Origin of the sequence: Sphingobacterium mizutaii (assembly GCF_900187125.1) — a bacterium.
Lineage (GTDB): Bacteria > Bacteroidota > Bacteroidia > Sphingobacteriales > Sphingobacteriaceae > Sphingobacterium > Sphingobacterium mizutaii.
On record NZ_LT906468.1, the window covers coordinates 3,693,381 to 3,708,124 of the forward strand.

Sequence of the window (14,744 nt, forward strand, 5' to 3'; positions counted from 1 at the left end):
CCAATCGGGAATAAATAAATCTTTTAGAGCTTAGGACAACCAAATAATTATCTAAAAATCAATCAGTTGATAAAATATTTTTTGGAATAAAATTTATTTATGTCCTGAAGTTTATAATCATGATAAATTTAACGAAATTATCTTAAACCTCTAATTATTAAGAACTTTTACAATTCTATAAACTAGAATTGGGTATTATTCAATACTTAGCAGTAAACAGGAAGGTATTTTACAAATGATGGAACAGTTTTAGGAATTGGATTAGAGATTACAAAATCCCCGCCCAATTTAATCGGAAAGATAAATAATTATTAACCCCAGGTTAATCAAATAAATAGATTAGTGTATTATTGAATCAATTTCTAGAATTTCTTTTGTAATTCTAATTAAATTGCTAAACTTGACTCTTAAAGCAAGAAATATACCATATACTATGCGATTATTATCACTCTTTTTACTGTTTTGGGTATCTAGTTCAACCCTATTTGGACAGACCCTACAACAAAAACTGAAAACGGCTCCTCTAGACAGCCAATTCGTCTATTTGAATTTGCAATCTAGAAACCAAGACAAGGACTTTAAGATTATCCGTAAGACTAATCTTGACATCATCCGTCAAAATGTGAAAGACTCCTTGAGCATTTATAAAAAGCAAATTTCTGGTTTGAAAGGCGACGCATCTTCTACCGAAGGAAGCCTGCAAACCCTGCAAGATTCTGTAACGAATCTATCTGCTGCTTTACAAACTGAACAACAAAAAACCGATAGCATTTCCTTCTTGGGGATCCAGTTCTCCAAGAGCTCTTACCATACCATGGTATGGGTAATCATCATTGTGCTAGCGATTGCTTTATTTGGAATTTTAGCGGCATTCAGAAAAGCTAAAGTTGACACCGAAGAAAGTAAAAATACCGTAGATGAACTTCAGGAAGAACTTCAAACTCTTAGAAAAAAATCTATGGAAAGAGAACAACTCCTAAAACGTCAATTATTGGACGAACAGCTGAAAAGGAACTCTTAATTAGACGATAGACATAAGACAACAGACTTAAGACGATGTTCTTGGTTGTTTGAGGTCTTGAAATAATAAAAAAGCAGTGTTAACAGACGTTAACACTGCTTTTTTGGTTTAAAATCATATTTTATTCAGAATCCTGTAACATAACAAGCTAATTTCTGACTAATTACTCAGGTTAAACCTAAAGCCTAAGGAGCATGAAGAGTTACTTCAATTTGCAGTTCAAGATTATCTGTAGATCCATGAAAGATTTCGGACTGCCTTGGCTATTGATTTTCCCTTCAATATTATTGGTCTATACTGCTCTTTTCTACTTACTTCAATTATATCCATACTGGGCCGCCTATTTAATTTTCCTATTGAACTTTCAGGCCTTATTTAGCCTTGCTGAATACAACCGAAATGATTTTCTGAAGTTGACCTTCAATAACTTAGATTATTACCTGATTAGGATGCTAGAAAACCTCATCATCAGCTTGGGTACGGTCATCCTGTTTATCCTACATGCTAAATTTGATTTGGCACTTTTGCTTTTAGCCATCGGTATCCTTTTCGTCTTCGTATCGACAAACAGCCTTTGGTCTAGAACCATTCCTACCCCATTCAAGAAATATCCATTTGAATTTATTATCGGATTCCGCAAGACCTGGCTTCTCCTTTTGATACTTTATGTACTAGCCTATATTGGCTTGGCTTATGGCAATCAAAACCTTGCGCTTTTCTGTATGTTCTGTATTTGCATCTGCACCAGCTTATATTATCAGGTTATTGAACCAAACCTTATCCTTTGGAACCAAAACCGAAAACCTGTTGCCTTCTTAAATCACAAATTCAAACGGGGCATATTTCAATTAAGCCTATTATTATTGCCAATCCTGATTCCACTTGTTGCGCTCTTCCCTCATGACATCAGCAAAGCACTTATTGTGTGGGGACTAGGCCTATTTTTGATACCCTTTGTGATCAGTCTCAAATATGCAGTCTTCCCCAGAAAGGTCAATGTTGCTGAGGGTGTCATCCTAGGCTTATGCCTGATGTTTTATCCATTGGTATTGTTCATCATCCCTTACTATTATTTCAAAGCAATCCAAAACTTAAAAACTGTACAATGATAGAAGTAATAAACCTAGGAAAATCCTATGGCGCCAAAGCTGTACTCAAGCTTATCAATGTAATCTTTGAGCCTGGAAAGGTATATGGTCTTGTCGGAGAAAATGGCTCTGGGAAAACTACATTCTTCAGATGCTTGGCGGAAATGGAGGATTACGAAGGAAAAATCAAGACAAGCTATAAGGAAATCAAGAACCACCTTGGATTTTTAACGGCTGAACCTTATTTCTTACCAAAGATTACCGGAGAAGAGCATATCTATCTCATGGCAGATGCTCGGAAAATTAAGCTGGAAAACCTTCAGGAAAAGAATATTTTTAAGCTACCTTTAAAGGAATATATCAGCCAATACTCCACTGGGATGAAAAAGAAATTGGCGATCATGGCAGTCCTCTTTCAGCAGAATGATTTCATCATCTTGGATGAACCTTTTAATGGTATCGATCTGGAGAGTTCAATCATACTGGAGGAAATCATCAAGATGCTCAAGGACAAAGGAAAAACCATCCTTATATCCTCACATATTTTTTCAACTCTCAAAAATAGTTGTGATGTGATTTATCAGATTGAAAATGGGCAGTTCTCCGAGCCTTATGCTCCATCCAATTTTGGAGACTTGGAAGAAGCCATGAAAAATAAAATTCTACAGAATCACTTCAACAATTTTTCTCTCTAAGGTTTCGAAAGCCTAGCTAAAACAAAAACACGCCATTTTCTTTTGACCTCATTCGAGACATATTCGGAAAATTCCGAAAATGGATAGAATATTATTAAAGGCTTTCCCGAACATGCCTCGAATGATTCTCGAATATAGTCAGGATATCAACCTTAAGAATAGTTGTAAAATTGTTCCGATAAAGCAATATTATGAAATAAGCAAAAACTTAATTCCTAAATATATCAATAAGGCTGCATTTGTTTAATTCTAATTCTGAACGATCAGTGAAGAATCTGTACGGTTCTCCCACCTTGATCGTGTCATTCTGCACCGAAGGTGCAGGAACCGTTCGCCAATATATTCACATGGTTTGTATGGTTTCCTCATCTTACGATTTCTATGACGAGGAAATTTGACGATTTTGGTAGGGGCGTATCGCATACGCCCGCCGCATAGTTCCCAAAAAGAATGTCAGCCTTCAGGCTGAATAAATCCCATTAATTCCTGCAAAATTTAATAGAAATAGTTTGCTCATCTTACGATTCGCAATGACACAATCCTCCTAAAAAAACAAAAATAGATTCTTCGTTACTTTTGAAGCCCAAAAGTAACCAAAAGGCTTCGGCCCATTTAAGGTGGCTTTTCGCACGGCCTCCCGCACATGGATAGAATGCCTTGTTGTCGGGAATATCTTTCAATAGACCATCCCAGTAAAAGGGATGATCTATTGAAAGCATTCCAAGGCCAATCCCATCGCACAGGCATCGGCATTCTTTCCATTTTTCCGCCACTGGAAATGAGCCGGAGGCTAAAGGACTTCCTGCGGAAGGATGGTTGTTTGTTAATTATCCAAACCCCTAGCGGGGGTGGAATCTTTATAGAAAATCAAATCGTAAAACGGACAACCCCCAGCAGGGCTGGAATATTTTTCTATACCCTTTTTGTGTCACCCTGAGAAGTAAAAATTTGGGCTAAATTTATTGGAAGGTGATGACAGCATGTTGGCAATGAAAATCTATTAGCTCTTTTGTTTTTTAAATATAGAACCCCATTTGGGGTTCCATTATTTTAGCAGATCTGGCACGTTAGCCTGGAAGTCGCGCAAAAACGATGTTCGATTAATCGAACATCGTTTTTGCATTACCCCTTTATTGTTTGCCATCCATGCTAAAATAATACATCCCCGCAGGGGATGAATGGCGGAAAAAATATTCTTCTGGAAAGGAAATATAGGTCTAAACACCTAGAAACACAGATTTAACAAACCTGTCCATTGGTAGGGCACCGAAGGGTCTCGAAACTATCCACAATCATTAAAAATGGTTTGTTCATCTTACGATTCACAATGACCCAATCCTCCCACAAAAAAAGCAGCAATCATTGGATTGCTGCTTCAAGGTATAAACCGATTTGTAAATTGTTGCTGTTTTGATTAGGACTTATTCGCTGCGTCCTTCAGATTATATTCAAGGTATCCACCTTTAGGGCTGTCCACGATCAGCTTCGCTGAACTTGGATTCCCTTTTACGATCCATCTGACTTTCACGGAACTCATACCATCAATAGTAGGTACTTCGATTTGCTGTGGCTGATATTTTTGCTCTAGCGTTTCATTGAAGTCCGCGTTCAACACCTGCATCCCTGTTACCACCTGGGCACCTTCTAATCGGATATGGTTAGGGCGTTCTATCTTATGTCTCACATCATGGTCTGAGTGTGTAGGCACAATCCTCGTATTCCAAATGGTCGCATTCACTTCATATAAGTTACCGCCCAGAGGTTTGATACTGGATTCCATTACCTCCAATTTAGGCATGTGGTAGGCATGGTAAATGGTAAATGCCGCATTTCGGTGTGCATCTTCCATCAACAAGAAGCCTGGGTGGTTACGGGTATAGTTTTTCTTGGCTCCACCAATCTCGATTTTGCCATATTGTGGATGGTCAAATTCCTTCCATGGCACATAAGCATCACCGAACATCAATAGCTTATCAAACTCATAATACTCATCACTATTCCTTAACCCACCTTCTGATTTTTCATTGAATAGCTTATAGGTAGTCATCAATTCGTTGGAGAAGGTAAAGATACCTCGTGTTAAGGCCAAGAAATCGATCTCGCCACCAAACACGGTATAAAGATCTTTATGGATGACGATATAATCATAGCCCGGCAACATCTTCTCTCCAGTCTGACCTAAGGCATCATATACCTGAACGTCTTTCCTAGAATAGAATCTTTCATCATCCGCAGCACCAGGTCCCCGAAGGATCATACCGCCAAAGTTGTGGTAAGACTGTGCACCGGCAATATTAGGATGGGAATAGATAAATTTCTTGACGGCTTGGGTTTCAGGCAAAGTTCCTGGATAGTATAAGGCACCTCCCTGTACATAATTTGGCTGCCAGTTCCATCCCCAGTCACGGTTCGGGTCATAGGTACCAGTGATATCTTCGTTGACCAAACCATCACCATCATTGTCGATCCCTTCAAATCCCAACATCTCATATTCACCCACCTCACCTGGTTTTACCATCAGCATGCGGTTAGGATTTTCCGGATCTGCTTTGAATCTACCGGTCTTGGACTTGCGGCGCATCATTACAATTTCGCCATCGCCATCCAAATCATCATACAGATCTTCTGCTACCAGTCCGTCACCATCGTTATCAAACGGTCGACGGCCAGTCCTCGAAGAGTGCATGGTGTTCGGTTGATAAATAAAGTATTCGCGAGAATCGGGGTTGATCGTAGGTGCAATATAGAACACCTTATCCTTTAACAATTCCTTGATAAAGGGAACTGTATTATAGTTCTCCAATAGGTACCAAGCGGTATACATGGAAATCTCAGAACCTTGCAACTCATTGGCATGGATGTTACCATCGATCCACATTGCAGGCTTCCTTTCGGGTTGCCCTTGCTTGAAATCCGTTACGGTCAGGACAAAGATGTCTCTGCCTTCATAACTTTTTCCGATAGATTCATATTTAATAAGGTCGGGATAAGCTTTCTGCAGATCCTTGTAGAACTGTTCCATTTGTTTAAGGTCATGGTACCGGCTCCAATTCATCTGAACTTTAGGATTGGAGGGCGACCCTACTGCCCGGAGGCCAGCGATCTCTTTGCTGACATCGTCGTTTTTCTTTTGGGCAAATGCTGCCGAAACACTCAGTGCTAAGGCAAGTGATAATATTTTATATGATAGTCTCATTTCTTAGCAGATTTTATAGGTTAATATCTAGGGTTTTCTCTCCAGCAGTTGGGCATCCAACAGTCACTTGAACTTTCCCTTTTCCTTTGACCAACCAAGAGAAGGTATTTGAAGCACCTGCTTGTAGGGTTGGATAAAGCTGAAGGCGTTTGCCACTAAGGAAAGATTGTCCCTTTTGCAATTCCATAATGGACTTCATTTTGGAAACATGTTTGATCTTATCTGCAATTTCTGGATACACAGGCATTGCTCCTGTATTGAAGACTTTCACTTCGATCCGGTAGATATCATCGCCAAGATTGGTCACTTTCGGGCTTGAGAATTCTAGGCTGGCAAGAGAACGGGTCAATTCAACTACAAAATTACTGTGCATCTTTGCTGAAGCTTCCAATAATGCTACGGGAGGGTTGTTTACAAAACGTTCCACTACCCCACCGACTTCCACCTCTTGGTTAGGAAAATCCGGATGGCTTACCTTGGTCCATGGAAGGATAGCACCTTGAATCCCTTGGTTCTTTACCCAGTTTACGAAACGGTCAGAATTATTGGTTGCTGGCACTTTTGGAGCAGCATTTTTGGTTGTGTCAGAAATGGTTGGAATCCACCATGAAGGCGTTACGAAACTGAATTTTCCGGCATGGTAGTAAATCGTTGGGCTCAGGTTTCCTTTACCAGCAGGCATTTTTGGCGCTTCACCCATTGGTTTCACGGCATCATTATAGATCTTGCTCACAAATGCAGAAACTTGCGCATCGTTGTTTGTCCAAGATTTAGTAATTCTTTCTGAAGCTTTTCTTTGATCAAATTGCTCTGCAACAGAAAGATTGTTCTGTAAGCCAAAGTGTAGCACCGCAGCAATTTGTGGATTTTCGAAGATCAGATCAATGATCGCTCTGGTTTCAGGTTCTGAAGCTGCATAATCGCCAGTTTCAGGTTCGAAGAATGGATAGTCAAACGTAAAGTTCTTATCTAGGTTGACACCAGTCTTACCATCTTCAGAAATAGCGCCATCTTGGTCCGCATCGCGACCTTCGGTATAAAGCTCGTAGTTGCCGGTTTCGCCTTTGTTGCGCTCGGCTAACACCAGGTAATCAGCATTGTTAGCATGAGAACGGTATGGCCCCGCTGGAGTTTTGATCCGCATTTGTGAAATCAATCCATCTTTGTTAAGATCAACCTCCGGATCTTCATCGATACGGCCGTCACGATCATTGTCTATGGTCCTGCCATTTCCAGAGGACCATGCTGCAGAATTGGAATTTCTTTTATAAGCATCAACATTGAGAACGGGAATAATCCAAATGGACTTATTAGCTAATAGTTCATTAAGTTGATCAGTAGGAAGGGCTAATATTTGCTTTGCAACATTTAAGGAATTGATTACGCCTGCAGGGTGTTTTCCATCAACTCCCGCAACGATCAATAGTGTAGGTTTTGGAGTTTTTCCATTTTGGATTTTAATTAATGGGATGTCTTCAGAACCAACCGACTTTCCAATGGAAGTTCTTTCCACGAGTTTGTTTGAAGATACATCTTGAATTTGCTTTGTCAATGCATCGAAATTGGGATAATTCCATTGTGCATTTACAAAAAACGGCATGCCGCAGGAGAGCAGCAAAATGATCCAGTATTTCATATATTTAGGTATTTAGTCTGTCGCTAAACTACTGAATTAGGTTAATAATTGAAAGCCATTAAACAGATAATCCAATTTTTAAATAATTATTATTTAAAAATTGGATTATCTTCAAAACTAAGTCTAACAATAGCCCAAATAGGCGATGTTTTACAGTGAAAACATAGAGATAACAATGTTGTTATAATTGCGATTGGACGCAATTATTCTCTAAGGAAATAGGTTAAATAAGCTGGGGTGATTTAATCATTCTGACTTCTCTTCCCTTCGATCTTGGGCAGACTTATCTTCAGCGACACCTGCTTTCCAATAGGAGAAAGCATAAAAATCTTTATTGGACCAACCTAGTTTATCCTTAAAATAAGAACGGAGTTCCTTTACAGAACTATATTCACAGGCTACGTAAGCAAACTTCGATAGATTTGTGGGCAGTTGTACATCCATAGTCAAATGAGGAAGTGAACTTCCTTTTTCGGGTTCTGGATTGATGAGCCACTGAAATTCAAATCCATCATGCTTTAATTCTGGATGGAAATCATGTTCAGAAGGAATTTCGATCAAACAATAGCCCCTAGCAGAAGCAGGCAGGCTCTCCAAAATACAGCTGATAACCGGAATAGCTGTTGCATCTCCGACCAAAAGGTACCAATCTACATTGGGATAATGTACTGTTTCCCTAATCTTCATAGCTACCCCTAATTGATCGCCTAATGTAGCTTTTCTGGCCCATGCAGAGGCTGGTCCATTCTCACCATGATTGACAAAATCAATCGTTATTTCTTGGGTCTTGGGATTGTATTGTCGATGGGTATAAGTACGCACGATTGGTTTTACATCCTCCTCGGGCATCACCCACTCCCCTTTTTCAGCATCAAAACTGGCAAATTGAACATCTTTCTTTCCATGCGGCGGGATAAAGATCTTATTGTTTGCACCAGGGGTACATTTATCAAAATCTATCGCCTGATCCGACTTGAGGACAACCCGGATATAATGTGGTGTAATGTTCTGCTTACCCGTTACTTTGAAAACATATTTTGAAATGATTGGCTTTTCCATCCTTAATTATTGAATAAGTTTAACAATATCATCTACCATTAAATTCACTGATGTAATACCTCCTCCAGAGATAAACCAAACATTGGGATCTAGGTAGAATAATTTATTGGACTTAGAGGCCTTGGTCTGTTTGATCAATTGATTTTCCACCTCTTCTTTGCTGGATTTCTTACCTAAAACAGCAGCATTTCGGTCGACGATAAACAAGTAATCAGGATTGGCCTCGGCGATCAATTCATTGGAAACCCTTTGTCCATGAACGGATTCATCATTCAGTTCCAGAACAGGCTTAATGCCTAATACATCATGGATAAACCCAAATCTTGATCCTTTGCCAAAAGCACTGAATTTCCCATTGTTGTAGATCAGGAACAAAGCTTTATGTGGATCTTGCTTGTATTTACTTTGGGCGGCAGCAATTTTCTCTTCCAAGGAGGCAAATTTTTCATTAGCTTTTGCTTCTTGGCTATAAATCCTACCGATCAGTTTGACATTGTTCTCAAAAGATGGGATGTAATTTTTATTATCGGTTCCGATAAATACCGTTGGGGCGATCTCATTGATTTCTTGATAGAATCTTTCCAATCGGGTGGAAATAAAAATAATATCCGGTTTTGTCGCAGCAATGGCCTCGAAGTCGGGTTCAATAACTGATCCTACATCCGCCACATCGGGATTATCTTGGATTGATTTCAGGTAGGAAGGAAGGAATTTCTTGGGTACACCTACAGGCACAATACCTAATTCGTTCATGGTTTCCAATGCACCGATATCCAGTACCACGCTGCGTTTGGGATTTTTTGGGATGATCAGCTTACCCATTTTGTGCTCAATATGTAGCGTATCGCTGTCCAATGTATTTTCAATTTTAGATGAATTGGATTGGCAGGATAGCAATAGAAAAGACAAACACAAAAATGCGAAGGCTTTCCAAATTATATTTCTTAGCATAGTATTCATTTTATAGATTGAAATAATTACAGATTCTTTTATTGTTGATCTCGATAATATTGAATTCCAGATCAAATATTTCGTGAAGGATCTTTGCATCGATCACCTTATTGGTCTGATCGTTATAGAGAATTTCACCATCCTTCAAGGCGATAATTTGGTCGGAATATTGGGCAGCGAAATTGATTTCATGGATGACCATGATCACGGTTTTACCCAATTCATCGACCAGGCGTCGCAAGGTTTTCATAACATGGACGGCATGTTTCATATCAAGGTTGTTCAGAGGTTCATCGAGTAAAATAAAATCAGTGTCCTGGGCGATAATCATGGAGATAAATGCCCTTTGTCGTTGTCCCCCACTTAATTCATCGATATAGGAATCCTTTAAGGCAGTGAGGTCAGAAAACGCGATGGCATCATCCACTTTCTTCCAGTCCAATTCGCTCAGCTTACCCTGGCAATAAGGAAACCTTCCAAAGGAAACCAGATCCCTAACGGTCAATTTCAATTCAAGATGATTGGACTGTTTTAGAATGGATAGTTTTTTTGCCAATTCAGAACTTTTATAGGAGGATAATTCCTTTTCGAAGAAAGCCACCTGACCGGCATCTTGCTTGATCAATCGGCTAATTATTGCCAATAAAGTACTTTTTCCGGCACCGTTTGGTCCGATTAATGAAGTGATCTTTGCATGTGGAAAACCACCTGTCAGATTTTTCAACACTTCTTTTTTTCCATAACGCTTTACAATGGCGTCAAAGTTTAACTTATTCTTTTCCTGGTCAACCATAATAAATACATAAAATAAATTCCGCCGATAAAATTGATAATGATACTGACCGTTGTGGTAAATCCGATAACCTGTTCCACAAGGAATTGCCCTAACACTAAGCAGAGCGCAGCTATAACTGCACTGATAGGCAGCATAAATTGATGCTTTCTGGTCCTGAAAAGCTCATAGGTCAGGTTACAGACCAAGATTCCGAGGAAAGTAATGGGCCCTACCAAAGCAGTGGACACGGAAACCAACAGGGTGATGCAGATCAGAAATCTTTTGATCATTTTGTTATAATCAACCCCTAGGTTTATGGCGTGGTCTTTTCCCAAAGCGATCACATCGAGATAGCGTAAATTGAAACTGATATAAGTGATGGCTGCCAACATGGTGATTGCAGCGATGCTGAGCAATTTGGTATTCATCTTGGCGAAAGAGACGAACATGAAATTCTGTACCATCGAAAATTCATTGGGGTCGATCAGGACATGTAGGAATTGGCTCATGGTCATAAATAAGGTTCCAAACACCATTCCTGTAAGCAAGAGATAATACATGCTTTTCTTATCCTTGCCAAACATCAAAAAGTAGATCAATAGGGAGAATCCCAACATCAAAACCACAGCATATACAAAATTCTCCTGCTGGTTGATCACTTGGAAGGCCCGATCTCCATAGATAAACACAATCACCGTCTGGAATAGGATGAAGATGGCTTCATAGCCCATAATAGATGGAGTCAAAATCCTATTGTTGGTAATCGTCTGGAATAAAATCGAAGAGTAGGCGACAGAACATCCCACTATCAACATGCTAAAAAGTCGAATGGACCTTTTACTGATGGCATAGTCATTGGACAGATCAACCTTATAAAATAGAAACAAGGCAATCACAATCAGCAGGAGACATAGCAATAATGAAAATTTGAGGATTGGTTTCATTTCTTATTTCTTTTTAAGGATTAAGATTAGGAACACAATTCCGCCGATGATCCCTACGGTCATGCCAATTGGTACTTCATAAGGAAAGACAATCAGCCTACTGATCAAGTCGCAAATAATCAGGAAAACTGCACCTACGTAGGCAATGATTGGCAGGATCTTCCTCAAGTTGTCACCGAATACCATGCTCACCAAGTTGGGGATGATCAGCCCTAGAAAGGGTATGGCACCGACAGTGAGTACCGATGAACTGACCACAATGGAAACTGTAAATAGGCCGATATAGACAATGCTATTATAGGAAAGACCTAAGTTTTTGGCAAAGCTCTCCCCCATTCCTGCGATCGTGAAACGTTCAGCAAATAAATAGACCAGCAGCACCGCTGGAAGAATAATATAGATGGCTTCATACTGCCCTTGCATAACGGAAGAAAAATCCCCGAGCAACCATTCCTGCGTACTTTGCACGATACCCTTTTCATATGCAAAAAATGTTGAAATAGCACTCAGGATACTTCCAAACATCAAACCCACCAATGGTATAAAAACAGTGCTCCGCAATTTGATCTTGCTAATAAAAAATATGAACAGTAAAGAGGTGAAAAACGTGAAAAGCAGTGCAAAGATCATCCTGACCGAAAGTGAGGATTGTGGGAAAAGGATCAGAGCTGTTAATATACCCATCTTAGCGGCTTCCAAGGATCCTGAGGTTGTGGGTGAAACAAACCTGTTTTGCGATAATTGTTGCAAAATAAAACCGGATATGCTCAATCCAGCACCCACTAAGATCAATGCCAAGGTCCTAGGGATTCGGCTAATCACAAAGAACAGCATCTTTTCACTATCTGAAAATAATTCAGAATAATGGATATCCTTGACTCCAGTGAAAAGTGAAATCCAGATTAAAACTAAAATAACCCCCATGGCAAGTATCCATAGCAGGTATTTATTCTTCAATAAACTCAAATTCTCCAATTCCTTAAACATTTTAACAGCTCTCTTTAAACCGTTAAGATGATTTGATAATAAAATGAAACTATGCCCTATTCCATACGGATTAGGACATAGCAATCATCAAGATTTTATTAATTGATTTTAGTGATGGTATCGCCATTTTTGTCCACTACAACAGGTTGCCCTTCCACTGGTCTACCTCCTTTAGTTTTGTTGATGATAAAAGCTTCTCCAGTTTTCGGATCTATTTTTACATGATTAGGATGAGAACCGGTTGGCAGATCAGCTAGCACTTCTAGCGTCTTAGCATCGATAATGCTGGTCGTTCCTGTTTGGCGATTTGCAGAATAAATCCTGTTTTTCACTTTATCATAAGCAATTCCTATGGCCCCATCGCCAGTTGGGATACTCTTTAATAGATTTCCTTCAGGACCTAATACAGTAACTGTACCTGACTTCTGATTGGCCACGAACAGGCGTTCTCCATCCGAAGTAATATTTACAGGAGACTCTCCGCCTGATGGAAACTGCATATCCACTTTTTTACTTTTCACATCAACGACATATATGGCATTTTCACCAATAACAGTCACATAGATTTTATCTGTACCTTTTAAGAAAGTCATGCCAGTTGCAGTCTTTCCAAGGTTATCCAAAGAATGGGAATAGGTATTGGTTTTCCCATCAATAACCCAAATATTACTAGGATCACCCACATCGGATACATAGATCAGGTTATTGTCTTCATCCACCAATACCTCACGGGTATGGGATTCCTCGGCACCGTTTTTAATGGTTGCCAATAACTTTCCGGATTTAAGATCAACGGCACTGACCGAGTTTGTTCTTGTATTCGTGGTGTAGGCAGTCTGAGTTTTGTTGTTTATTCCTATACCGAATGGCGGATTTTCCTTTAAGCTGATGCTATCCACAATGGCCAAATCCTTTGGATTGATTTTAAAGATGGCACCACCTGGTTTCGTACGAGAACCAGCTGAAGTCACATAAATATGTCCGTCATTTGAATTGATTACGGCTTCATAAACACCAGTTCCGGCAGGAGAAGATTTTACTACCTTTTGGCCAAAAGCCAAGGTACTGCAAAAGAATAACCCTGTACTGAGGAATAGAGCTTTTGAAAGGATTGAGCACTTGTGATTGAAATGAATTGTGTTCATAGTTACTTATTTATATATATAGAGTTAATTTTTGAATTCCAGTGTAGATAGAAATCTTCGAATGCCTTTTGCCAATAATATGCGCCATGTTTTCCTTCGGGATTGACATAGCGTGTTAATTTGCCTGAAAAATGATTTTTTATCCATTCGAAATAGCGATCGAGGTCAATTTTCATATTGTTATGGGCATCCATCAATCGAAATCGTCTTTCCCGATCTCCCATATAAAAGTAGAATTCCTGTTCAGCCCTATTTATACCCTTGCTGAGCATATTTTCCGAATAGGCATATAAATTATCTTCATCCATCCAGATCGATGGAGAAAATATGGCTACGGTGCCAAAGACCGCTGGGTATTTCAGTCCAGCATAAAGAGTAAGCAAACCAGCAATAGAACTACCTAACATAGAAGTATGCATGGGACCTGGAAGGGTCCTATAGTTACTGTCTACAAAAGGTTTTAAAGTTTGTACGATATCTTCGAGATAATGCCAACCCAAGGCATTCTTGGTTCCTTGGACTGGATGCACCAGGTATTCTTGCTGTCTTAATTCATAATCCTTTGCATGATCGATAGCGACCACTATGGCAGAAGAATCATATCCATCAAGGAATTCATCGACCATCCATTCTACAGGCCCCGACCTTCCAATTGATCGCGCCTCATCGAAAAGATGCTGGCCATCATGCATATAAATGGTTGGGTATCGTTGGCCTGACTGCTGATAATCCTTGGGTAAATAGATCATGACCTTTCGATACACATTCATTTCCGGAAAATAGAAATGATCGTCTAAAGTAAGTACCTGTTTGCTTGCTGTGGATCTAGGGAATAGATCTCTCCAAGAATCGATTTCCAAATTGATTTCAGCATCTCGTTGTACTTTGAAAACTTGAGGTGATTTTAGTTTTCCATCACGAGTAGCCTCTAACGTCAGCCAATTCCCTCGGGTAATCTTTAGTTCAAGGTCTCCGGTTTGTACATGGGGAATCAGGCATCTTACAGATTGCCCAATTGGAGGGATAGTTCCGACCAACAGATGTTGGGGATCCCAATTATTGAAAGTACCAGCAAGGAACAAAGGCTCACCTACGTAATGTTCACAATTGTTCAAAATGTTTACTGCTATCTCAATGAATTTTTTGGACATAAATAAATGTTTGTATATAGCAATTTGACTCGTAGCTAATTTAGATAGATTCTAAATAAATGACAAATTTTATTTAAACTAATTATAAATAAAGCT

General features: G+C 39.5%; 12 protein-coding genes. 3 read left to right on the forward strand and 9 right to left on the reverse strand.

Annotated features, from left to right (window positions below):
* Positions 1 to 433: 433 nt before the first annotated feature.
* The 3 genes from CKW03_RS15960 (at position 434) to CKW03_RS15970 (ending at position 2,804) form a co-directional block, all read left to right on the forward strand.
* A complete protein-coding gene (locus tag CKW03_RS15960; RefSeq protein ID WP_093100232.1) occupies positions 434 to 1,021 on the forward strand; it encodes a hypothetical protein in 588 nt (195 codons plus the stop codon).
* Positions 1,022 to 1,215: 194 nt separating this feature from the next.
* Complete coding sequence (locus CKW03_RS15965) at positions 1,216 to 2,130, forward strand: hypothetical protein (protein ID WP_139185516.1); 915 nt, start codon at positions 1,216 to 1,218, stop codon at positions 2,128 to 2,130.
* The gene (locus tag CKW03_RS15970; RefSeq protein WP_093100236.1) at positions 2,127 to 2,804 is read left to right on the forward strand and encodes an ATP-binding cassette domain-containing protein; all 678 of its coding nucleotides are present in this window, start codon (positions 2,127 to 2,129) and stop codon (positions 2,802 to 2,804) included. Before CKW03_RS15965 ends, CKW03_RS15970 begins: the two co-directional genes overlap by 4 nt.
* A gap of 1,414 nt (positions 2,805 to 4,218) precedes the next feature.
* Here CKW03_RS15970 and CKW03_RS15980 read toward each other — a convergent pair.
* The 9 genes from CKW03_RS15980 to CKW03_RS16020 form a co-directional block, all read right to left on the reverse strand.
* Positions 4,219 to 6,000, reverse strand: coding sequence for a M14 family metallopeptidase (locus CKW03_RS15980; RefSeq protein WP_093100239.1), 1,782 nt, complete (start codon positions 5,998 to 6,000; stop codon positions 4,219 to 4,221).
* Positions 6,001 to 6,013: 13 nt separating this feature from the next.
* Positions 6,014 to 7,636 (reverse strand): DUF8731 domain-containing protein, encoded by a 1,623-nt coding sequence (locus CKW03_RS15985; RefSeq protein ID WP_093100240.1) that lies wholly within the window; start codon positions 7,634 to 7,636, stop codon positions 6,014 to 6,016.
* A gap of 246 nt (positions 7,637 to 7,882) precedes the next feature.
* On the reverse strand, positions 7,883 to 8,695 hold the full coding sequence (locus tag CKW03_RS15990) for a siderophore-interacting protein (protein WP_093100242.1): 813 nt from the start codon (positions 8,693 to 8,695) through the stop codon (positions 7,883 to 7,885).
* A gap of 6 nt (positions 8,696 to 8,701) precedes the next feature.
* On the reverse strand, positions 8,702 to 9,646 hold the full coding sequence (locus CKW03_RS15995) for a siderophore ABC transporter substrate-binding protein (RefSeq protein WP_236736546.1): 945 nt from the start codon (positions 9,644 to 9,646) through the stop codon (positions 8,702 to 8,704).
* Between the two features lie 10 nt (positions 9,647 to 9,656).
* Positions 9,657 to 10,439, reverse strand: a complete 783-nt coding sequence (locus tag CKW03_RS16000) for an iron ABC transporter ATP-binding protein (RefSeq protein WP_093100245.1) — start codon at positions 10,437 to 10,439, stop codon at positions 9,657 to 9,659.
* Complete coding sequence (locus tag CKW03_RS16005) at positions 10,412 to 11,365, reverse strand: iron chelate uptake ABC transporter family permease subunit (protein ID WP_093100247.1); 954 nt, start codon at positions 11,363 to 11,365, stop codon at positions 10,412 to 10,414. The genes CKW03_RS16000 and CKW03_RS16005 overlap by 28 nt, the downstream gene beginning before the upstream one ends.
* 3 nt (positions 11,366 to 11,368) lie before the next feature.
* Positions 11,369 to 12,352 (reverse strand): ABC transporter permease, encoded by a 984-nt coding sequence (locus CKW03_RS16010; RefSeq protein ID WP_093100248.1) that lies wholly within the window; start codon positions 12,350 to 12,352, stop codon positions 11,369 to 11,371.
* A 98-nt stretch (positions 12,353 to 12,450) separates the two neighbouring features.
* Positions 12,451 to 13,497 (reverse strand): YncE family protein, encoded by a 1,047-nt coding sequence (locus tag CKW03_RS16015; protein ID WP_093100250.1) that lies wholly within the window; start codon positions 13,495 to 13,497, stop codon positions 12,451 to 12,453.
* Positions 13,498 to 13,499: 2 nt separating this feature from the next.
* The gene (locus tag CKW03_RS16020) at positions 13,500 to 14,648 is read right to left on the reverse strand and encodes an alpha/beta hydrolase (RefSeq protein ID WP_093100251.1); all 1,149 of its coding nucleotides are present in this window, start codon (positions 14,646 to 14,648) and stop codon (positions 13,500 to 13,502) included.
* Positions 14,649 to 14,744 lie beyond the last annotated feature (96 nt).

Bases quoted from the DNA above. Each gene is read 5' to 3' on its own strand.
- CKW03_RS16000 (WP_093100245.1), bottom strand. From the start codon at position 10,439: ATGGTTGACCAGGAAAAGAATAAGTTAAACTTTGACGCCATTGTAAAG.
- CKW03_RS15970 (WP_093100236.1), top strand. From the start codon at position 2,127: ATGATAGAAGTAATAAACCTAGGAAAATCCTATGGCGCCAAAGCTGTA.
- CKW03_RS15990 (WP_093100242.1), bottom strand. From the start codon at position 8,695: ATGGAAAAGCCAATCATTTCAAAATATGTTTTCAAAGTAACGGGTAAG.
- CKW03_RS16015 (WP_093100250.1), bottom strand. From the start codon at position 13,497: ATGAACACAATTCATTTCAATCACAAGTGCTCAATCCTTTCAAAAGCT.
- CKW03_RS15995 (WP_236736546.1), bottom strand. From the start codon at position 9,646: ATGCTAAGAAATATAATTTGGAAAGCCTTCGCATTTTTGTGTTTGTCT.
- CKW03_RS16010 (WP_093100248.1), bottom strand. From the start codon at position 12,352: ATGTTTAAGGAATTGGAGAATTTGAGTTTATTGAAGAATAAATACCTG.
- CKW03_RS16020 (WP_093100251.1), bottom strand. From the start codon at position 14,648: ATGTCCAAAAAATTCATTGAGATAGCAGTAAACATTTTGAACAATTGT.
- CKW03_RS16005 (WP_093100247.1), bottom strand. From the start codon at position 11,365: ATGAAACCAATCCTCAAATTTTCATTATTGCTATGTCTCCTGCTGATT.
- CKW03_RS15960 (WP_093100232.1), top strand. From the start codon at position 434: ATGCGATTATTATCACTCTTTTTACTGTTTTGGGTATCTAGTTCAACC.
- CKW03_RS15980 (WP_093100239.1), bottom strand. From the start codon at position 6,000: ATGAGACTATCATATAAAATATTATCACTTGCCTTAGCACTGAGTGTT.
- CKW03_RS15965 (WP_139185516.1), top strand. From the start codon at position 1,216: ATGAAGAGTTACTTCAATTTGCAGTTCAAGATTATCTGTAGATCCATG.
- CKW03_RS15985 (WP_093100240.1), bottom strand. From the start codon at position 7,636: ATGAAATACTGGATCATTTTGCTGCTCTCCTGCGGCATGCCGTTTTTT.